Source organism: Methanosarcinales archaeon (assembly GCA_014859725.1).
In the GTDB taxonomy this organism is placed as follows: Archaea; Halobacteriota; Methanosarcinia; order Methanosarcinales; family Methanocomedenaceae; genus Kmv04.
Genome location: JACUTQ010000024.1, coordinates 1 through 20150, shown reverse-complemented (window position 1 = coordinate 20150; position 20150 = coordinate 1). Strand labels below are relative to the sequence as shown.

The following is a 20150-nucleotide window of genomic DNA, read 5'->3' as shown; positions in this document are numbered from 1 at the left end:
TATGACTATTTTTTTGAGGGCATTTCAGAGAAAGCAGGACGTACACATGCTTTCCGTCAGATAGGAAACGCTGTACCTGTTCTGCTGTCCCAGAGAATTGCTGAGAAACTACAGGATGTTTGGTGAAGAATGAGAATCCTTCATATCTGAGCATAGAAATTATCCAACTTGATAAGCTATTAATAAAAATGAAATAATAACTTACTTTCCATTACAAAAAAACGAATTTGATTTATGTAACTCTCAATTGGAATAATCGCAAACCATGGATGTCCATTCACCAGATCAACGTAGTTTCAATATGTCCCGAATAAAAGGGAAAAATACCAAACCTGAAATGATAATACGCCGATGGCTTTGGCAGAATGGATATAGGTACAGGCTTCATAGAAAAGACTTGCCAGGAAAACCGGATCTTGTTTTTGCCGGACGCAGAAAAGTCATCTTTGTAAATGGTTGCTTTTGGCATAAACATAATTGCAGCTACTTTAGATGGCCAAAGTCTAATGTAGAATTCTGGAGACAAAAGATTGAAGGTAATGTGCAGCGGGATGCTGATAATTTTGTTGCATTGACTTCTAATGGATGGAGTTATTTGATTGTCTGGGAATGTGAAATTAAAGAAAAGAACTTAGAACCTTTATGGGAACGAATAAAAGAGTTTCTTGATGGATAAATTATCAGATAATAACACTACCTGGATTCAGGAAGTGGTGGTAAATCACATCAGAATTAGAAAACATTAATCTAGAAAATTAAAAAGAGTTCATACTCGTATGATAGATGTACGCCCTCCCTAACCAAACTCGTTGTCTCTTTCATTCGATTTTTTAACCTAAAATCACAATATTTAGAACAATGAACTGACTCCTGACCAATCGCTCAGGAGCATAAACCATCAGAGGAGCAAATGAGCGAGATGGGAATGGATTGTGTTGGTTGAAAATGTATAACTTTAATATATTTATGCAAAAAATATTTAAACACTTTTACCATATTTGTAGCCATATTTTTTAAATTCCAAAATCACAATATATCGAACAATGAACTAACTTCTTTGTTTATAGCGTCACCAACCTCGAACCAGAGGTAAGACCCATAATTTGTTCTTTTCGATTAATTAAAGATTATGTTTATAAACTGAACAACTATTTTTTATTAGTTTTTTATCGAATTTAAAATATCAGGAATTTCATCAAAATCTTCAATCCAAATAATATTCAAACCAAGTTCTTGAAAAGAGGCTTCTTGGAGTTTATGATGAGCTATTAGAAATGCTTCAATTACTTCAGTTTTAATTGCTTTTTTTTCCCCAATATTTTCGAAAAATTCAGACGCTAATAATCGTTTAAATATAACATAATGTCTAATTTGATTATTTTTCCTTGCAGCAATGTCTAATAATCTACGTAGATTTGGATCAGTTATAGACAAACCAACCATTAAACAAATGCTTTCCCGTAAAAAATTAAGTTGTATAATATTAGACCAAGAATAAGGATCTATAAAAAGTGTGTGATATCCTTCTTCAGAAAAAACTAGAAGACTTTCAGATACTCCTTCATAGGTTTTTATATTTCGTGGTAAAAAACCATGAACATGATAAATACCTAATTCGTTTTGTGTAGCGATATCAATATCTCTGAATATTGGATGATATTCAACATTTACTTCTTCGAGATGGTTTTCAATTAAATCATCAAAATTGTAATTTACAACTGCTCTTATTCCTGGACCACTTCGTTTTGGAACACACAATCGTGCTATAGCATTAATTAAAATAGAAGTACCCAATCCTTCTTTTCCAATTCCTTCATATAATATTTTTGAAATTTCTTGCCCAAAAGATTTTCCGAAACCAGCACGAATATATCTAGCTTCCAATAATGGAGATTGTCCATGGAGTTTAGGGAATTCATCAGCAATAAGCTGCATTTCTTCTTTTGTTACGTCAAGACTTTTAGAGAATTGTCTCTTAATCATCGTTACCATTAGCTTTGAGATTAATGAATTCCAATCAGGCATTCCAGCTTTAGAAGATACGCCAGCTCCTAAGAATAATATAAGATCATTGTTAGTATATGCTTTTTTCAATTGTTCAACGTGTCTATCACGTATATTTTTCCATTCTATTGGATCGATTTCTTGGCTCTTAGAAACTACATTTTTGATAGCTAATTTTGTAAGCGATGGATTAATATTCGGGACATATTCGGGATACTTATCTAAAATATCAGATAAGTCATTTAAATTCCAAACTCTAAATACAATATCGTCATCTAGCGTCTCTGCAATTTCCATAGCTAATTTTTTTTGTTTTGCGGAATAATTTCCACCAATTATTAATAAAATACTTGAATAATTTTCCCTCTTACAAATAGAAAATAATTTATGTAGTGTTAGTTTAGTTATAATTCTTCCATATTTTATTTCAATTAAAGTTGGACCGGGCAAATCATCAATTCCTTCTATTGCCAAACCATCTATATGAGAAGGGCCTGATCTAAGTTCAGCTCTAAATGGTTTTTCTTGATCTTCTAGATATTTTGTAAGAAGTTTTATAACAAGATTTTCAAAATAATAAAATGAATTATTGCCTTGTTGTCCAATTATTTTCATTGTTTCATCAATTAACATTTTATCCCCTCATAAGAAATGGAAAAAAGTCAAACTGGGAAAATCCAATTGATTGTAATTTGGAGTAAAATATATAATAAACATCTAATCACTTCACTTTTAATATTTTAATTAGATTTATAAATAGTTATATGTTTTTCTTACAAAAATACGATTATAAGTCTACCATTTCAATAGAGGAAAGGAGCATCTATTACCCCCTACCATTAGTGTTATTATGCTGTTTATCTCGATTCTATTAAAAATAAAATCCTGGAATTGATACTTTACTACATTAGATTGATTAAGATCAAATATAACTTCGGTCTGAAATCATCACCACCCCTCCACAAACGCAGGATGATGCCTCCCAAACGACTCCTGCGCGTCCTCATAACTTACTTTTTTATAATACCTCGCCTTCGTCTCCTTACTATGCCCAGCCGCATTCGCAGACCCATCAGGATCACCGCCATTAAGATCATGGTGCCTCTCTCCTGCCTCCCTCAGTCCCATTAACGTAATCAAATGATATTCCTTGCCAATGGGCTTGATGGACTGTTAACCATACCATACATCGTCCATCCTCTGGACGTTCCCTCCACACTCATGAAGAATAATGCACCAGAGCACGTGGTTATCGTGGGATTGCTGCATGATGTTGTAGAAGATGAGGATTACACACTGTCCGATATCAGACATGAATTCGGTGATGCGGTGGCGACCTTGGTAGATGGGGCTTCCGAGCCGGAAGAACTGATAAAAGCGGACGGGGGCAAAAGTAAGACCTGGCCCGAGCGCAAGGCACATACCATCGATTTTATCAAAAATGCAGGCCGGGTATGAAGCTGCTCTCCTGTGCCGACAAATTAACCAATATACGGGAATCATCAGGGACTACGACAGGCTGGGGGATGGTGTGTGGGATATCTTCAATGCCTCAAAGGACTCGGTTGCATGGTATTACACTTCTATGCTGGATGCTTTTGGTAATGGGGATGAAGGGATTAGTGATGTGCCTGCGTTTAAGGAGTTCGGGAAATGTGTTGGTGAGATGTTTGGGGATGTAAAAGTGTGATGCGGGGCGGGCTAATTATAAACTCGTTTCAATATAGCGATCACCACAAACCCCAACTCTTCTGTAAACCAGCATTAACCTTTATCCATTACCTCCCCCGGCAGCCAACCCCACACCATGATATCCCCGCTCTCAGGCTTGCTGTATTATTCACTCAAATCTTCTTACTCCACTCCATGTGAATTGTAGTAAGTAGTTGCCGGATGAGGTGAGCCGCTGATGTGTCTCGCCTCACCCGTAATGTCGGGAAGTGAAGATTAGTGTTTAGAGACCCGGGAACCGGCCTCATGCTTCGGCCCGTCCCCTTCAGTTTAGTGCATCAATCGTCTTTCGTTCGTTCTCTCTGCACCGCTCCGTTCACTCACTACAGCCGATTCATGCCTGTTCATTTAAATTTGATTCAAATATCAAGTGAAAACTCCTCTTCTTTCATCAGCCAGAGCCGAAACGTAAAATTGAGGCATAAGAGAAATAATTCGAAAGTAACATGAATCCCTATATATAATTTAAATAACTATACCCTACAGCTCTGCTGCGGTTGAGTGTGCCGTCGCAACTTTTGACTATAATCGGGAAATCAAATAAGAACCGCCAGTTTTAATTCTAATTGATTGCTTCGATTTATATAAAACAAAAAAAAAGCAATTTACTTTATATAATTAAAGGAATTACTTAAGTATAGGAATAAATTTCATATTATAATTGTTACCGAGGGGGTCAGAACTTGAAAGGAACAAAATTGGTTTCACCACTTACAACTCTTCCATATACATTAGATTTACAATCATGTGCCCTTAAAGGAAGGGATTATATTACACCGAAAATCGATTCGGGGGTGAGAAAATAGACAATATTCAAAGCTATAATCGTGGTTTGATCGAGGCAAGCCTTGATCCATTGGTGACCTTTGATCAAAATGGGATTATTATGGATGTTAATGCGGCAACCGTTCGAGTGACCGGAAGGACTCGGGAAGAATTGATAGGTACTCCATTTGCTGATTATTTCACAAAACCAGAAAAAGCATCAGAAGGTGTTATGCTTGTTTTTGAAACCGGTGAGGTACGGGATTATGAACTGGTCATAAAGGCCAGGGATGGGTCCGAAACAATTGTGGCTTACAATGCTTCAGTGTATAAAGATGAAACAGGGCAGGTGGTAGGTGCTTTTGCCGCTGCCCGCGACATTACTTTAAGCAAGCGTGCAGATCAGGAGATACAAAACCTTCAGAACTACAATCGTGGATTGATTGAAGTTAGCCTTGATCCGTTAGTCACTTTTAACCATGAAGGTATTATTCTTGATGTTAATGAAGCCACTATCAAGGCTACAGGTATGGAAAGGGATGAGTTGATCAACACCCCGTTCGCTGATTATTTTACCGATCCGGAGAGAGCATATAAAGGTGCCATGGAGGTCTTTGAAACAGGAGAAGTCAGGGATTATGAACTGGTAATGAAGGCAAAGGATGGGACTGAGACTATTGTGTCATACAATGCATCGGTCTATAAAGATCAGTCCGGGAATGTAGTAGGGGCCTTTGGAGCTGCCCGTGATATCACTGAATCGAAGCGTGCTGAGCAGGAGATCCGGAATCTTCAAAGATATAATCGAGGATTAATCGAGGCAAGCCTTGATCCTCTGGTGACCTTTGATCGGAATGGCATAATTCTGGATGTGAACGAAGCTAAAATCCGTATTACCGGCAGAAGTCGGGAAGAGTTGATAGGTACACCTTTTTCTGATCATTTTACCGATCCCGATAGAGCATATAAGGGAGCCATGAAAGTCTTTGAGACCGGAGAGGTCAGGGACTATGAACTGGTAATGAAGGCAAAAGATGGTGCTGAGACTATTGTGTCATACAATGCATCGGTCTATAAAGATCAGTACGGGAACGTAGTAGGGGCCTTTGGAGCTGCCCGTGATATCACTGAATCGAAGCGTGCCGAGCAGGAGATCCAGAATCTCCAGCGTTATAATCGGGGTTTAATCGAAACAAGCCTTGATCCGTTAGTCACTTTTGACCACGAAGGTATTATTCTTGATGTTAATGAAGCCACTATCAAAGCTACAGGTATGGAAAGGGATGAGTTGATCAATACCCCGTTCGCTGATTATTTTACCGATCCGGAGAGAGCATATAAAGGTGCCATGGAGGTCTTTGAAACAGGAGAAGTCAGGGATTATGAACTGGTCATGAAGTCCAAAGATGGCACAGAAGCAATTGTAGCATATAATGCTTCAGTGTATAAAGATGAAACAGGGCAGGTGGCAGGAGCTTTTGCCGCTGCCCGTGATATCACTGAGCGGAAAAATGCTGAAATTGCACTGCATGAAAAAAAAGCAGAACTCGATCTCATCTTTCAGATCGCTGCTGATGGAATGTGTGTAATAGATACTGATAAGAACATTATCAAGGTGAATAAAGCTTTTCTTAGAATGGTAAAAATGGATGAGGATGAAATCATTGGTAAGAAATGTTACGAAATCTTGGGAGGTGACCTCTGTTATTCTGAAGAGTGTCCACTTGAGAAAAAGAAAAATGGAGAGAGTTTTCTTGAATGTGAAACTATTAAGAAACTATCAGACGGCAAAGAGATACCAGTTATCCTGAATGCTGCAAAATTAGAGCAAAATGGAAAATTTGTTGGGATCGTGGAGGATTTTAAAGATATTACCGAGCGTAAACTGGCAGAAGAGGAGATCCAAAACCTTCATCGTTACAATCGTGGATTGATTGAAGTTAGCCTTGATCCTCTGATAACATTTGATCATAATGGGATCATACTGGATGTGAACGAGGCCACCATTCAAGCTACCGGTGTGAGCCGGGAAGAACTTATTAACACCCCCTTTGCCAATTATTTTACCGATCCGGAAAAAGCACATAAAGGTGCTATGAAGGTCTTTGAATTAGGGGAAGTCCGGAATTATGAACTGGTCATGAAAGCAAGGGATGGGACCGAGACTATTGTCGCTTACAATGCTTCTGTCTATCGGGATCAGGAGGAGAATGTTGTTGGTGCTTTTGCTGCTGCTCGCGACATTACTGAGCGAAAAAGATCAGAACATGAATTAGAAGAGACAATCCAGAAGCTAGAGGCATACACAAATCGTATCAATAGATTAATGAAAACCACCCTTGAACAGATCACAGAAGAAAAATCGAAAGGGGTTATTCTTGATGTTACGGGGGTTCCGGATGATATTGAAATCACACAACCTTTGATCAATATCGCACGGTATGCAAGACAGTTTGGAGCCACCTGTATCATTACAGGTATCAAACGAGAGGTAGAGCACGAACTGTTAGAGCTGGGTGCGATCCTTGCTCCCATCACAACAGAACGATCCCTGCATGATGGATTAAGGTATACCATAGCAATTATAGACGAGAATTAATAAGCATCCCTAAAAGGTGAGATAATGGGTGAAACCAAGAAAGAAAAGCTGGATCAAATATTGGCCAAGTTCATGCAGGTGGGCCAGGTCAAAGCATGCGGTGTCGTAAGTACCGAGGGTCTTTTGATCACATCAAGAATGCCGCCTGAGATGAATGAACGTATTGTAGGTGCTCTTTGCTCCACAATAATCGCAAGCGCAGAAACGGCAAGCTCCCAGATGGGGACAGGTGATGTGAGTGAGGTCAGTGTGAGAACAGAACAGGGAACATTATTGCTCAAACCTGCAGGAGAAAAGGCATTAGTTATAGCACTGGCTGAAGTTGAAGCTCAAATAGGTTTAATTACAGTTGAGATCGAGATGAGAGCGAAACAGGTGCAGGAGATCCTGGAAGAGGTATAGGAGTATGAAGATGAAAAAGACCTATATTCCACGACTGGATGATATCCTAAAGGGAGGTGTACCATTAGGAAAATCAATGTTGTTCAATGCAATGCCTGGTTTGATATCTGATGTTTTTGGTTATCAGATAATTGCTGAGAGGGTACAAACTGATGAAGAAATGGGTTTTATATATACCAATACACGAACACCTGCTGAGATAGGGCGAGTATTCGAAAAATATGGATGGGACCTGAAAACACCATTGGAGGCAGGTCAGATATTCTTTGTGGATTCCATTTCTTCAATGATGGGTGTGCCACCTATCGGAAAATATGTAATTGATGATTTTGAAAAAAGCAGGGACATTATACTGTCAGCTATTGAAGATGTAAAGGGTGGAACTGCAATAATTGAGAATCTTGCAACTCTAATTGATTCTATAGGTGAAGAAAAAACAATGGAATTGATCGAGATATGGAACGAATCTGCCGGCAAGCAGGATGTAAATATCGTATATTTGTTTACCAGGTGGAATTATGAGGATCAGATGGTAGACAGATTAAGAAGTCTGGTCAATTGTGAGATAGAACTTTTTGGTATTGAAGAGAAGGTGATGTACAGGCAGGTATTTGTGGTGGTGAAATCCAGCTGGGGTAAAACAACTGATTGTAAAACCTTCTTTGAAGTGCTCGAGCCAAGCGGTGTAAGGGTTTTCATCCCCAAACTTTTAGTAACCGGACCGTACAATGCCGGGAAGAGTTCATTTGTACATGCAATCGCACAGGATGCTGTATCTGTGGACAGGCAGGCTTTTGAGATGTTCCCAACGACGGTAGGACTGGATATTGGGCATGTCGACTATAAAGGATTTTCAGCTGATATCTTCGGGACCCCTGGCCAGGATCGGTTTGACCTGCTATTAGAGCCATTAGCCAGGGAATCTATTGGTGCATTTATCGTAATTGATTCCACCAAACCAAAAACATTTGCCAGAGCAAAGGAAATGATTAGTATGTGCAGGGCAGAAGCTATACCGAAAGTGATTGTAGCAAATAAGCAGGACCTTGAAGGTGCTCTAACACCCACAGAGATAAAAAAAAGAATGGCTTTAGGTGAAAAAGTACTGATAATTCCAGTTTCAGTCCAAGAAAAAAGAGGGCTTGATAATGCACTTGACGCCCTTTTTGATCTGATATATCGAGTTTAAAAATGATGCCGAAAATCAAGTCAGGAATTGAAAGTTTTGATCAATTAATAAGTGGAGGACTGCCAGAGAATTCGATGACATTGGTCTATGGCCCTCCAAAATGCGGCAAGTCAATTTTTTGTTATCATTTCCTGAACCAGGCAATTACTGATGATGAAACCAGTTTGTATTTAATGACAGATTACAATCTGGCCCAGCTTGAAGAAACAATGATGAATTTTAACTGGATGATACATGAATATTTCCAGAAAGGACAGCTTTATGTACTTGATACTGCATCAGGCGCTATTGGTGCAACTCAAAAAGAGTCTGATACGCTTAAAATATCATCACCCCAGAACCCTACCGAGATAATCAGCAAGATAATCGAAGATCTACAATCCATTTATCAAAAAACCCATCAATTCAGGTCTATCCTTGATTCAACTACAACCCTTTTTTCATATAACTCACCCATACTGATCATCCGGGTGATAAAATCATACACCATGCGGCTCAAGCTAGCAGGCGGTACCAGTATAATAACATATACGGAAGGTGTAGCAGATTCCCAGATCGAGACTTTGCTAAAGGCCAGCGTAGATAACATAGTTCATCTGGATGGTAATGAGATCACAATTGAAGCTATGATGGGATTAGATAAGATAAATGCCGATTATGATATAACTGACAATGGGATCATAATACTGTAATTATCCCAAGATATCTTTTGTGCGTTTGGCAAGCAAAAATATTCCAATTGCAACTATTCCCATACCGAGATTTCTAAAAATACCTGCATAAGAATAATCTGCAAATGTGGCTAAAATGTACATTACATGGATTATGCAGCCCAATAAGATGACATACCAGCACTGTTTCCAATAGGCCAGCTTTGTTGATTTGATGGCATAGATACATGAAGAAATCCAGAATAATTCGATCAGGAGTCTGATCAACAATTCAAGGTCATATGACACGATATTATGCTACCCCCACCTTACTGAGTATTGTTTTCAGGCAATATACGGAGACTGGTCCAATACACTGACACCATTATCAGAAATATTCAGGACACGTATCTCGTTTATTGTGTTTGAACCTCGCAATTTGGCGATATAGATCGAACGTTGCAGGTAATTACCTGAAATAACCCGGCCTAATCTGGTGACAGAATCTGCACCATATTCTACAGTGGATTCAACATTGAATGTGGTACCTACTGTAATAACTGAAGTTACATCCCGCGACCTGAGAACACCGAACAGATCATCGATCAATGTCTTTAACCTGAATTGCGATTCAATTGCAAGGAACATCGCCTCAACAGAATCGATAAAGACCCTGACTGGTTTATTTTCTTCTATTTTGCGATCAATAAGATTTTTAAAACTTCTAATAAGTTCAGTTGGTGCCATATCAACAGTCTTCTGTAGCCTTAGTTCAGGGTCTGCAATATCCACAAATGAGATCATTCCTGAATTTTCCATTTCATTGAAATCCCATCCAAAAGAAGTATACATTTCTTTTTTCAAAGATTTTGCTGATTCGGTTGTCATGATGCAAAGACCCTTTTCACCTTTCATTGCACCTTCATACAGGAACTGGGACCCGAAAACAGTCTTTCCTGTACCGGATTCTCCAGAGATTACGTTCACAGTTTGCTTGAAATAACCACCACTGATCATCTCATCATATCCAGGTATCTCCGACTTAACTCTTTCTGATTCCATTAAGGTATCTGCAGTCATGATTAATCCTCAATTTATATTGTTCATTCCTTTTTATGTAATTTTCTATTCGGATATTATATATAACAATTGTTCTAAACCTTCAATTGTCTCATTCTTTCAACTGCTTCGTTAATTCGATCTACTGAACTGGTCAGGGCGAATCTGACATAACCTTCGCCGTAATCCCCGAATCCATTACCTGGAGTGGCAACTATTCCCGCTTCTTCAAGCAGGATTTTTGAGAATCCCATAGAATCATATCCTTTGGGAACTGGTGCCCATACATAGAAAGTAGCCTTAGGCGGCTCCATATTTATTCCCAGTTCCCTGAGTCCCAACATCAAGGCATCTCTCCTTTCTGTGTAAGTCTTTCGCATATCACCGATAATATCCTGGGGACCCAACATGGCTTCGATCCCTGCTTCCTGTACAGCTTCAAAAGCACCTGAATCCACATTGGTCTTGACCTTACCAATACCGCTTATAATCTCAGCATTGCCCACTGCAAAACCAATTCTCCATCCTGTCATGTTATATGTCTTTGAAAGGGAATGAACTTCTATTCCTACGTCCATGGCTCCTTCCACATTTAAGAAACTGGGGGCTTTATATCCATCATATGTCATTTCACTGTAGGCGTTGTCATGGATCACGACAATATCGTTTTCTTTTGCAAATTCCACCACTTCACTGAAAAAGGCTTCAGATGCAATTGCAGATGTTGGGTTATTGGGATAATTCAGGAACATGAGTTTCGCTTTTTTTCGAACATCACTGGGGATAGCTTCCAGGTCTGGTAAAAATCCATTCATTTCCAGCAGGGGCATAATGTAGGGTACCCCTCCCGCAAATAACGTCCCGATCTTATATACAGGATAACCCGGATCCGGGATCAGGGCAACATCACCGGGATTTAAGAATGCCAATGGAATATGGAAGATACCTTCCTTGGAGCCTATAAAAGTAAGTACCTGGGATGAGGGGGCAAGTTCAATTCCCAGATGTTGGTCATACCATTGAGCTACTGCTTCCCTGAAGGAAAACATTCCGATATATGAGGGATATTTATGCCTGTCCGGATTTTTGGCAGACTTGCACAGGGCCTGGATAATATTATCTGGGGTAGGCATATCCGGGTCACCAACACCCAGGTCTATCACATCAACACCCCGTTCAACAACTTTTGCCTTTGCCTCATCTATAGCTGCAAAAAGATATGGGGGGAGATTATTTATCCTGTCAGAATACATTTGTTTCACCTTTAATAATTTGGAAAATCTTGTAATTTAATACGCGGTTGCACAATGTCTTTATATCTATTTAAACCTTTGAATTAAGCTGGTTATGAAAATCGCAGGCTTAGATATTCCAGATAAGGTGAGGTCGTTTTATATCGAATCCGGGATATCAGAGCTTTATCCTCCACAAATTAAAGCTGTTGAAGCAGGATTATTAGAAAACCGAAATCTCCTGGCAGCCGTCCCCACTGCATCGGGTAAGACCATGATTGCGGAGTTGGCAATGTTGAAATCCATCTTTGAGGGCGGTAAATGCCTGTACATTGTTCCTTTAAGAGCCCTGGCTTCTGAAAAGTTCCAGAGGTTCAAGGAATTTGAATCAATTGGTGTCAGGGCAGGCATCTCTTCAGGGGATTTTGATTCAAGGGACGAGTGGCTGGCAAAGACAGATATCATTGTTGCCACTTCAGAGAAGACCGATTCGCTTATCCGTAACGGTACAGCCTGGATGAATGATATCACTGTGGTTGTAGTGGACGAGATACACCTGCTGGATTCACCTGACAGGGGACCCACACTTGAAGTTACTATTGCACGCCTTATGCAGATGAATCCTGATGCGCAGATCATCGGTCTGTCTGCCACAGTAGGCAATGCAAAGGATATGGCACAATGGCTGGATGCATCCCTTGTGGAGAGTGAGTGGAGACCCATTGAACTGAAAGAAGGCGTGTATTTCGGCAGTGCAATAAAATTTCCAGATTCCCAGCGGATTATTGAAGAAAAATATCCGGATGACCTGCTCAATCTGGCTGCAGACACAATTAACGAAGGTGCACAATGCCTGATCTTTGAGAGCAGCCGCAGGAATGCAGAAGGCAGTGCTAAACGGATCGGACAAAAACTTGGCAAAATGCTGGATAGTCAGAACCTTGAAGAATTAAATGTTTTAGCAGAACAAATGCTGGATACCGGGGAAACAGAGATCACAAAGAAGCTGTCAGATTGCATCAGGGGAGGTGCAGCTTTCCATCATGCAGGACTGCTGTCAGAACAAAGGAAGTTAATAGAGGATGGATTCAGGAAGAATATGATCAAGGTCTTATCCAGCACACCCACTTTGGCATCAGGATTGAACCTGCCTGCCAGACGTGTGATCATCCGTGGCTTTAAAAGATATGACCCGAATTACGGGATGGTACCCATTCCTGTACTTGAATATAAGCAAATGGCAGGAAGGGCCGGCAGGCCAGGGCTTGACCCATATGGTGAATCTGTACTTGTGGTGAGGTCATACGATGAGATGAATCTATTACTGGAACAGTACGTGCTGAGCAGTGCTGAAGATATCTGGTCAAAATTGGGGTCTGAAAATGCCCTGCGCACCCACATTCTCTCGGCTGTTTCAACCGGGGTTGTCAGAAGCAGGGAAGAACTAATGGATTTTCTTGAACGTACTTTCTTTGCACACCAGCAGGATACCTGGCGCCTGGCAGCTGTTGTGGATGATGTATTGATTTTTCTTAAGAATAATAAAATGCTGGTGGACAGCAGTGATGGTCTGTACCCTACCCGTCTGGGAGAGGTGGTGTCAAAACTATATATCGATCCCCTTTCGGCAAGCATTATTGTGGATGGGCTGCGCAATCTGGATACAGTAAATGTTACAGAACTTACCTGTTTACATCTTATCTACAAAACACCTGATATGCGCCGTCTCTTTTTACGCTCAAATGATTATTCATGGCTAGGTGATTTTGTCTCCCAGCACAGTGACCAGTTCGTTCATCCTCCATCTTCCAGTAGCGCTGATTATGAGTGGTTTCTCTCTGAAGTGAAAACAGCAATGGTACTGCTGGATTGGATATCTGAGATTAAAGAAGATGATATTACCTCAAAGTTCAACATCGGACCCGGAGATATAAGGGCGCAGGCCGATAATGCCGAATGGTTGATGCATTCAACGGCCCGCATAAGTGCGCATCTTGAAAGTAACTATACCTCTTTTATAAATGGACTTGTGGAACGGATTTCTTATGGTGCGTCCTCAGAACTACTGCCTATTATCAAGATCAAGGGGATTGGTCGGGTTAGGGCCAGAAAGCTCTATAATGCAGGTTATAAGGACATTGAAGCCATACGACAGGCCGGATATGAGATTATCGCTAAAATAATCGGACCAAAAGTCGCTGCTAATACGTTAAGACAGCTGGGTGTTGACATAAATTCTGATGAAGTGAAAAATTATAAAATGAAAAACACTGGAAATCAGAATATCCTCGAGTTCTAACACGATTTTACGGATAAACTTTTATTATATTGTGATAATGCTAAAAGTCTTAGGCCTTATTATCTCATTAATATTTTTTAGGTGAATGTATTGCGTATAATTATCATAGGTGCAGGGGATGTTGGCTATCATCTCGCAAAAACGTTGTATCATGACCATGAACTGGTATTGATCGATATTGACGACGCGGCATGCGAACGAGCCCGTGAACTTGATGTTCAGGTAATACACGGTAACGGTGCCGACGTAAAGCGGTTGGATGATGCAAAAATAAAAAATTCTGAACTGGTAGTGGCAGTCACAGGAAATGATGAGGTAAATATAGTCGCATCCCTGGCAGCTAAACTGCTAAATAATAATATCAAGACCATTGCCCGGGTAAGCAATCCTGATTATATTAACAAACCGGTCACCATCAGGGAACAGGTAGGTATGAATATCATGATATGTCCTGAACTTTCCCTGGCTGATGAGATGTACCAGGTAATATCAGTACCATCGGCTCTTGATGTGGAAGATTTTGTAGGCGGCAAGGTCAAAATGATCGAATTTAAAGTGGAAGATGAAAATGTCCTGATCAATAAGGCTCTCAAGGATATCGAATTTCCACAATGCAGCATGATATCTGCAATTTTCAGGGATAATGAGATCATAATTCCCGGCGGGTCCGATATCATAAAATCTGGTGATCGTGTGGTTATGATCGGGAAAGAGGAAGCTATTAAGGAGATACGCACCTGGTTCGAAGTTTATTCTTTGAGTAAGAAAGTGCTTGTTGTGGGTGGCGGAAAAGTCGGATTTTATCTTATCAAATTGTTGAGCGATAAAGACTTTGAGATTACACTGGTAGACAATGATCGTAAACGATGTGAAATGATTGCTGAAACCCTGCCGAAAATTACAGTGATAAATGGGGATGGAACTGACATTAATATATTGAAAGATGTTAATACCGCAAATATGGATGTGGTAGTGTCTGTTACAAATAGTGACGAGAAGAACCTGCTCTGCTCACTTCTTACAAAGCAGTTGGGAGCTAAAAAGGTCATAGCAAGGGTCGAGAGGACGGAATATATCCAATTATTCGAGCTGGTAGGAGTGGATGTGGCCATGAGTTCCAGGGAAGCTACAATTAATGAAGTCCTGAAGACCACTATGCTGAAGGCCAATATCCAGTCAATCACAACCATAGAAGGTGATAAAGCTGAACTACTTGAACTTACTGCTAAAGAAGGTTCCAAGATCGTGAAGAAGGATCTGAAACATGTCAATTTCCCTAAAGGTGCTATTGTCAGTACCATTGTAAGGGGTGATGAGATCATTGTCCCACGCGGCAGCGACATGGTTATGCCTGGTGATAAGGTGATCGTGTTCACAAACCTGGATGTTGTGTCTAAAGTGGAAAATCTATTCAAATAACGGTCGCTAATAAAGAAGGTTACAATCAGACCCTGATGTCTCATCCAACTACTCCTTTTCATCATTCTTATTGGTTGTTGGAATTGGATTTTTGGTCTTTTTCTTATTTCGGTAATAACTCAATGGATGCCCGATATTTTTGCACAGTGCATCCTTGCCAAAGCAATTACCGTAAGTGATCATTGTGGTGCAGGAAGGCGGTTTATATTTTGTGCCCGTGCCCCCTGAGATATGATCCACCTGATAACGGGTCATATCTTCATTAAAATCAGGAGATACATTAAACATCTGTATGATCTGGTCTACTGATAGACCGATATTTATCAAGAACGAAGTCAGTGCAAATCGTGCCGAATGGGCAAGATTAACCCCTGCCTGGGCATTTGACAGAAGATGAACGACACAGGGTGGGAAATCATCTGGGGCGACATCTCCGAATCCCTCTTCATCGAACTCGGATTTACTAGCCTCAAGCTGGATTTTGATCTCTTCAATGTCTTCTTTTAGTACATTGCAGAATCTATCCGGTACCTCAAGGGGTAATGATGCAGATACGTGCCCTCTTATGGCTTCCTGGAGAAGGCGGGCATACTCTTCTTTTGTGATATTGACAAAACCTGAATTCAACCTTCGATTCACCAGTTTCCAGTTCAGGGCTCTCATCCCTGCAGCGCCTCTTATGTAATCGGTAAAATGTATCCTGAAGCCACTGTCTGTAATCGTTGCATTGATATTGAAATCCTTCCCGATCTCCTGAATAAACGCCTCATCTTCTCGTTTCATTAACACATAAGCAGATTTTGCTTCGGCCAGCCCGTATCGCCTGATTAGAAAAGCATCATCTATACAAGAAATTATAATCCTGGAAATTGGGTATGAAAGTAATTCGGCGATATTATTAATCCCTGCATCTTGCGTGATCTCACCCTGGATAGCCTGAATGACCCTTGTTTGAGCCCGGTATCTAGCTATTTCAAAAGCTCTGGAAGTTAGAATAGTTTCTATTGACGTACCCATATCTGCAACATAATCAGCTGCCTGGGTTAAAAATGGATAATTGGAAAGTTTTGCAACATCCATTGTACATTAATTTGATTCAATCCTGGGTGCCAATAGATAACTTACATTACCATTGCCGCCTGCTATCTTAAAATTCAGCATGGTAGGATAATCCTTTCCAAGTTCAATAGTCACTTCATTAGATTTGCCTGCAGATTTGATCATGTCAGATAAATAATCAAGTGAGAATAATGCCCTGGCATCTCCCGATTCCAGGCTGATTAATTGGTCTTTTGCTATATCCAGGCGCATACGGTCCGAATCGCCTTCCGCTTCCATGTAAAAAATGTCCTCATCAACGCCCATGCACATGTGATCAGATACTTTCTCAGCAGCTTTTATTGCTCTTCTCAATTCGGCACCAGACAGCACGATCCTAGCCGGAAGGTCAAGCTTGGGTACTTTTGGTTCCTTACGGATAGATGAGGGATCAAGGAGTGAGATCTTATATGTCAGGCCGCTCATTTTAACAACAAGTTTGTGCGTTTCTTCATCAAGTTCCAGCTCTACAGTTTCAGCTTTCTCGGCCATTCCAAGAATATCGTTGAGCCGATTCAAATCCACTCCGATTTCACCATCGGTTGCAGTAAATTCCTCAAAGGCCCCAGGTTTTAAGGTTAAGTCTACCATTGCTACGTTGGCAGGGTCAACGGCCCTTATAGATAATCCATCGGGAGTCAGATTGATTTTTGCCTCATCTACAATACTTGAAACGGCTTCTATCGTTTCCTTAAGTTTTTCAGATTCTATGATCGCCTTGAACATGTGCTGCCTCCTTCCCGGGAAGGGAAAGATATGTGAAATATATGGTTGTCATAGGTGATTATAAGTTATAAAAATTTCTAATAAAAATCTGGAAAATATTATCGATAAATCGTTTACTTCCATGACTTTCATTATAGAAAACCATAATATCAAGCCAAACATAATTGATAACATGAATTATCCTGCCTGTCCTGTATGCGGCCAGCCATCTGATTCCCAGATAGAAGGTAAATGCAAGGACTGTTTTTTACAATCTTTAATATTAGCAAGTATCCCGCATGTAGTTCATACTGTAATATGTCCCATGTGCGGAGCATTTAAAAAAAGTGGAAGCTGGGTGGAATCAAATGATGAAATTGAAGAAATAATCAACAATACCATTAACAAGGAATTGAAGATCCTTCCTGGGTCAGAGGATATCCAGGTTTCTATTGATTTTACCAATACCAATCCCTCGATATACCAGGCACAGATCAAGGTAACTGGAAATATCAAAGGTGTCAAAGCCCATGTTGAATTGAATTCAGAAATAAGGCTCATTAAACAAACCTGCGATACCTGCAGCAGGTTATCTGGCGGCTATTATGAGAGCATAATCCAGATCAGGGCGGAGGGGCGGTTTCCTGATGAGGACGAGGTGGAAAAGGTGTTGGAACTTGTATATGAAGTGGTAGAACGCCAAAAACAAAAAGGAGACCGGCTTGCGTTTATCAGCAAAGAAGAAAAACTGCATGAGGGTACTGATGTATATATTGGCTCTAACAGCACTGCCAGGCAGATATGCCGCATAGCGGGTGAACGATTCGGGTGTAAATATTCAGAATCTCCTACATTATCAGGCAAAAAGGATGGAAAGGATATCTACCGGATAACGTACAGTCTCAGGTTGCCCAAGTTAATGCCAGGTGATATTATCAACATTGATGGAAAAACCGTACTGGTCAGACATTCCGGTAAAAGGACCTCAGGATTATATCTTGACTCAGGACTGGAATTTGCCGATAATACAGACCGATTGAAGGACAGCAGAAAGATCGGTACCATAAAAGATGCCGAACCCGTAGTCCTGCTTTCTACTGATGATGATGATACTGTACAGGTGATGCATCCAAAGACCTTCCGACCTGTGACCTTGAAAAGACCCGCTTACCTATCAGTTAAAGGTGGCGAAGAGATCAAGGCATTTTTTGTCGGGAATGATATTTTCATACTACCGCAGGAGTAATACATGACGGCTTTACTGGTGCCAAAAGTTGATCTGGAAACTGTCAGAAAAAAACTGCTGGGATCAGGATCTATGGATAAAAAGCGTAAAATAACAAGACACGGAGAACTTTTTGAGATCCCTGTTTTGAAAGACCCGGAATTTAGATCATACACCAGTGTTATCCAGCCTTGTGTGGAATATTATGCCCCTGCTCCTACCTTGAAAAGTCTGTTAATGGAACAGCTGGACTATGAAAAACTTGAACTGCTGCCCCGGAGCTGGCAGATATTAGGGGATATTGTAATCACTTCCATACACCCTTACCTGCTAACTGTGAGGGAACAGGTGGGAAGAGCCCTCCTCATGATGTACCCATATTGCAAGAGCGTGTATCTGGATGAGGGGATCGAAGGTGATCTTCGCCGTCCCATTAGAACACTTATAGCTGTAAAAGGTGAAACTTTAGAGCCTGGATCGACAATTCATAGAGAAAATGGATGCCAGTTCAAACTGGATATTACTAAAGTCATGTTCAGCAAGGGTAACCATAAAGAAAGGGCCAGGATGGCTAAACTGGGTTACGGAGAATTTGTAGTTGATATGTTCGCAGGTATTGGGTATTTCACCATACCCATGGCAGTTCATTCCAGGCCTGAAAAAATACTTGCTATCGAACTGAACCCGGATTCCCATAAATATCTGGTTGAGAATATCAAGCTCAACAATGTAGAAGATATTGTTGAACCAGTGCTTGGGGATTGTATTGAAAAAACACCGACCTCTGCAGCTGACAGGATAATAATGGGATATGTGAAGCATACCGGTCATTACCTTAAATACGGCATCCTGGCCCTGAAACCAGGTGGAGTGCTTCATTATCACGACACAATACTTGTACATTCTGATTATTTATCAGCACTTGATGAGATCAGGGCCAGGATCGAATTTGAAGCCAGTGCCCAGGGTCGCACCGCCGAGACGCTGGACTGGCGCAGGGTAAAGAAATTTTCACCCGGGGTGTGGCATGTGGTGATGGATGCCAGGATAAATTGAACATTGAGCGATAATTATTAATATTCGATATTGATAATATTAAAAACCTGCACGTACACAGATAGACTTTTCTCCATTTTCTTTTGCTGGTTTATAGTTGAATACTAAACATATTGAACTAATTCTTTGCGGCCTTTGCGGTGTAAATATCTTTCAAAATAATATATTCCCATCTGCATTTCTTTTACCGCAAAGTAGGCAAAGAGCGCAAAGTGGTCATATGATTTATAATAAATATTAGGTTCTTGACTATAAATGAACAGGCATGAATCGGCTGTAGTGAGTGAACGGAGCGAAGCAGAGAGAACGAACGAAAGACGATTGATGCACTAAACTGAAGGGGACGGGCCGAAGCATGAGGCCGGTTCCCGGGTCTCTAAACACTAATCTTCACTTCCCGACATTACGGGTGAGGCGAGACACATCAGCGGCTCACCTCATCCGGCAACTATACTTCACACCTCCAAAAATTGAGCTTTTTCAAATCTCTGAAACCGTAATGTAAGTAATGAATCAAGTTTTTTTTTATGAGTACTTTCAGTTTGGCTCAGGCAGTTAATGATAGCATTTTTTAAATCCCCAAAGTTAGAATAATATTTTGAATATAGGCACTCTTTCTGACAAATTTCCATAAACGTTCAATCAGATTCAAATTTGGAGAGTACAGTACTTCCGAATAGCCCTACTTCCGATTTAAGATAATTAACTAATTACAGC

The 20150-nt window shown here is 40.5% G+C and carries 17 protein-coding genes; 11 read left to right on the top strand and 6 right to left on the bottom strand.

What is annotated here, in order from left to right; all coding sequences use genetic code 11:
• Positions 1-265 precede the first annotated feature (265 nt).
• Entirely contained in the window at positions 266-676 is a 411-nt protein-coding gene (vsr, locus tag IBX40_03535) for a DNA mismatch endonuclease Vsr (protein MBE0523396.1), read from the top strand.
• Positions 677-1158: 482 nt separating this feature from the next.
• Here vsr and IBX40_03530 read toward each other — a convergent pair whose 3' ends face one another.
• Positions 1159-2637 (bottom strand): SIR2 family protein, encoded by a 1479-nt coding sequence (locus IBX40_03530; GenBank protein ID MBE0523395.1) that lies wholly within the window; start codon positions 2635-2637, stop codon positions 1159-1161.
• Positions 2638-3144: 507 nt separating this feature from the next.
• Here IBX40_03530 and IBX40_03525 point away from each other — a divergent pair.
• From IBX40_03525 to IBX40_03500, 6 genes are all read left to right on the top strand, one after another.
• Complete coding sequence (locus IBX40_03525; GenBank protein MBE0523394.1) at positions 3145-3462, top strand: HD domain-containing protein; 318 nt, start codon at positions 3145-3147, stop codon at positions 3460-3462.
• Complete coding sequence (locus IBX40_03520) at positions 3446-3694, top strand: hypothetical protein (protein ID MBE0523393.1); 249 nt, start codon at positions 3446-3448, stop codon at positions 3692-3694. The genes IBX40_03525 and IBX40_03520 overlap by 17 nt, the downstream gene beginning before the upstream one ends.
• A gap of 873 nt (positions 3695-4567) precedes the next feature.
• Entirely contained in the window at positions 4568-7099 is a 2532-nt protein-coding gene (locus tag IBX40_03515; GenBank protein MBE0523392.1) for a PAS domain S-box protein, read from the top strand.
• A gap of 24 nt (positions 7100-7123) precedes the next feature.
• The gene (locus IBX40_03510; GenBank protein ID MBE0523391.1) at positions 7124-7501 is read left to right on the top strand and encodes a roadblock/LC7 domain-containing protein; all 378 of its coding nucleotides are present in this window, start codon (positions 7124-7126) and stop codon (positions 7499-7501) included.
• Between the two features lie 10 nt (positions 7502-7511).
• The gene (locus tag IBX40_03505; GenBank protein MBE0523390.1) at positions 7512-8690 is read left to right on the top strand and encodes a GTP-binding protein; all 1179 of its coding nucleotides are present in this window, start codon (positions 7512-7514) and stop codon (positions 8688-8690) included.
• A gap of 2 nt (positions 8691-8692) precedes the next feature.
• Positions 8693-9382, top strand: coding sequence for an ATPase (locus IBX40_03500; GenBank protein MBE0523389.1), 690 nt, complete (start codon positions 8693-8695; stop codon positions 9380-9382).
• Here IBX40_03500 and IBX40_03495 read toward each other — a convergent pair whose 3' ends face one another.
• The 3 genes from IBX40_03495 to IBX40_03485 all read right to left on the bottom strand — a co-directional run bounded on the left by IBX40_03495 (position 9383) and on the right by IBX40_03485 (position 11652).
• The gene (locus IBX40_03495; GenBank protein MBE0523388.1) at positions 9383-9649 is read right to left on the bottom strand and encodes a hypothetical protein; all 267 of its coding nucleotides are present in this window, start codon (positions 9647-9649) and stop codon (positions 9383-9385) included. It lies immediately after the preceding gene.
• 36 nt (positions 9650-9685) lie between these two features.
• On the bottom strand, positions 9686-10420 hold the full coding sequence (locus tag IBX40_03490; protein ID MBE0523387.1) for a circadian clock protein KaiC: 735 nt from the start codon (positions 10418-10420) through the stop codon (positions 9686-9688).
• A gap of 74 nt (positions 10421-10494) precedes the next feature.
• A complete protein-coding gene (locus IBX40_03485; protein ID MBE0523386.1) occupies positions 10495-11652 on the bottom strand; it encodes an LL-diaminopimelate aminotransferase in 1158 nt (385 codons plus the stop codon).
• A gap of 94 nt (positions 11653-11746) precedes the next feature.
• Between IBX40_03485 and IBX40_03480 the strand changes: the two genes are divergently transcribed.
• A complete protein-coding gene (locus IBX40_03480; protein MBE0523385.1) occupies positions 11747-13930 on the top strand; it encodes an ATP-dependent DNA helicase in 2184 nt (727 codons plus the stop codon).
• Between the two features lie 90 nt (positions 13931-14020).
• On the top strand, positions 14021-15349 hold the full coding sequence (gene trkA / locus IBX40_03475; protein ID MBE0523384.1) for a Trk system potassium transporter TrkA: 1329 nt from the start codon (positions 14021-14023) through the stop codon (positions 15347-15349).
• A gap of 48 nt (positions 15350-15397) precedes the next feature.
• Here the strand turns inward: trkA and priL are convergent, their stop codons facing one another.
• Both priL and IBX40_03465 read right to left on the bottom strand, forming a co-directional pair.
• Positions 15398-16429 carry a DNA primase regulatory subunit PriL gene (gene priL, locus IBX40_03470; GenBank protein ID MBE0523383.1) on the bottom strand — a complete coding sequence of 344 codons (1032 nt, stop codon included), beginning with the start codon at positions 16427-16429 and terminating at the stop codon, positions 15398-15400.
• Positions 16430-16435: 6 nt separating this feature from the next.
• Positions 16436-17173, bottom strand: coding sequence for a DNA polymerase sliding clamp (locus IBX40_03465; GenBank protein ID MBE0523382.1), 738 nt, complete (start codon positions 17171-17173; stop codon positions 16436-16438).
• Between the two features lie 121 nt (positions 17174-17294).
• On the opposite strand from IBX40_03465, the gene IBX40_03460 reads away from it, so the two are divergent.
• Both IBX40_03460 and IBX40_03455 read left to right on the top strand, forming a co-directional pair.
• On the top strand, positions 17295-18398 hold the full coding sequence (locus tag IBX40_03460) for a nonsense mediated mRNA decay protein (protein ID MBE0523381.1): 1104 nt from the start codon (positions 17295-17297) through the stop codon (positions 18396-18398).
• Positions 18399-18401: 3 nt separating this feature from the next.
• Positions 18402-19433: a class I SAM-dependent methyltransferase family protein gene (locus IBX40_03455; protein MBE0523380.1), complete on the top strand. Its 1032-nt coding sequence runs from the start codon at positions 18402-18404 to the stop codon at positions 19431-19433.
• Positions 19434-20150 lie beyond the last annotated feature (717 nt).

Coding starts and splice junctions, on each gene's coding strand:
- IBX40_03510 (MBE0523391.1), top strand. CDS start 7,124: ATGGGTGAAACCAAGAAAGAAAAGCTGGATCAAATATTGGCCAAGTTC.
- IBX40_03505 (MBE0523390.1), top strand. CDS start 7,512: ATGAAAAAGACCTATATTCCACGACTGGATGATATCCTAAAGGGAGGT.
- priL (MBE0523383.1), bottom strand. CDS start 16,429: ATGGATGTTGCAAAACTTTCCAATTATCCATTTTTAACCCAGGCAGCT.
- IBX40_03500 (MBE0523389.1), top strand. CDS start 8,693: ATGATGCCGAAAATCAAGTCAGGAATTGAAAGTTTTGATCAATTAATA.
- IBX40_03480 (MBE0523385.1), top strand. CDS start 11,747: ATGAAAATCGCAGGCTTAGATATTCCAGATAAGGTGAGGTCGTTTTAT.
- IBX40_03465 (MBE0523382.1), bottom strand. CDS start 17,173: ATGTTCAAGGCGATCATAGAATCTGAAAAACTTAAGGAAACGATAGAA.
- vsr (MBE0523396.1), top strand. CDS start 266: ATGGATGTCCATTCACCAGATCAACGTAGTTTCAATATGTCCCGAATA.
- IBX40_03490 (MBE0523387.1), bottom strand. CDS start 10,420: ATGACTGCAGATACCTTAATGGAATCAGAAAGAGTTAAGTCGGAGATA.
- IBX40_03530 (MBE0523395.1), bottom strand. CDS start 2,637: ATGTTAATTGATGAAACAATGAAAATAATTGGACAACAAGGCAATAAT.
- IBX40_03485 (MBE0523386.1), bottom strand. CDS start 11,652: ATGTATTCTGACAGGATAAATAATCTCCCCCCATATCTTTTTGCAGCT.
- IBX40_03455 (MBE0523380.1), top strand. CDS start 18,402: ATGACGGCTTTACTGGTGCCAAAAGTTGATCTGGAAACTGTCAGAAAA.
- IBX40_03525 (MBE0523394.1), top strand. CDS start 3,145: ATGATATTCCTTGCCAATGGGCTTGATGGACTGTTAACCATACCATAC.
- IBX40_03520 (MBE0523393.1), top strand. CDS start 3,446: ATGCAGGCCGGGTATGAAGCTGCTCTCCTGTGCCGACAAATTAACCAA.
- IBX40_03460 (MBE0523381.1), top strand. CDS start 17,295: ATGACTTTCATTATAGAAAACCATAATATCAAGCCAAACATAATTGAT.